This window comes from Monashia sp. HAY1-5C, from assembly GCF_056755255.1.
In genome coordinates this window covers 1-229 of record NZ_JBPGXG010000898.1, presented here as the reverse complement: position 1 = coordinate 229, position 229 = coordinate 1, and the positions used below count along the sequence as shown (strand labels likewise).

At 71.6% G+C, this 229-nt stretch carries 1 pseudogene; it reads right to left on the bottom strand.

What is annotated here, in order from left to right:
* Positions 1–229: pseudogene (locus ACR9ZK_RS23880) on the bottom strand (hypothetical protein); the annotation flags it as partial.

The following is a 229-nucleotide window of genomic DNA, read 5'->3' as shown; positions in this document are numbered from 1 at the left end:
CCCCCCCCCCCCCCCCCCCCCCCCCCCCCCCCCCCCCCTCTTCCAAGCAAAAAACGACACACCAGATGTAGCTCCGTCTCGTGGGCTCGGAGATGTGTATAAGAGACAGGACAACGGCTGCGTCGGGGCCCAGCCGGTCAGCTCCTCGATGCCCCGGCGGGCCAGGCCTACGACGAGGCCGTGCCCGCCGCCGGACTGCTGCTGCTCGGGCAGGGTCGCGATGGTGAGG